Genomic DNA, 544 nt, shown 5'->3' on the forward strand with positions numbered 1-544 from the left:
GCCGCCCCATTCGGTAACGCCGTCCCACGAGCCGAGCAAGCGCGTTGTTTTGAGCGACCGGCTGTCCTGCGCATAGAGGCTCATCCTGCGTCCTTTATCCCCGGCGCTGTATGCCAGCCGTTCACTATTTTTTAGCGGCTCAAACGTGGAAACTATGCGCTGCGCTCCGGCGGCGCCGATTATGCGGAACAGGAGCAGCAGCGCTAAAGCGCAGGTTTTGCTGTGCATATTATAGCCGCGCTATGTTACGGTCAATTATCCGCCAGTACCTTCAACAACCTGAATGATACCCGCCTCCACAGCTATTATATAGGGATACAAGTCAATTACACCGGGGATGCCTCTGATACTCATTGGGTAGGCGCAAGCGACATAGTACCACGCGCAGGGAAGGAATACTACCGAATATCCAAGACATCCAAATGCGATAATATTTTAGGAACCACTTCCTCTAATAATCGGGGCGGGATGGGCTGGGAAATTGATCCCTACGACAAGAGCGTGCTGGTTCCGGTAGAATGCGTAAGCGCTTATCGCGTATTTA

Annotated in this window: 1 protein-coding gene; it reads right to left on the minus strand. The window is 52.8% G+C overall.

All coding sequences use genetic code 11. The features are described 5' to 3' along the window. On the minus strand, window positions 1–228 hold a 228-nt coding region (locus AWU74_RS07700), incomplete at its 3' end, for a hypothetical protein (RefSeq protein WP_162505048.1). Window positions 229–544 lie beyond the last annotated feature (316 nt).

It is taken from the genome of Treponema endosymbiont of Eucomonympha sp. (assembly GCF_001028545.1).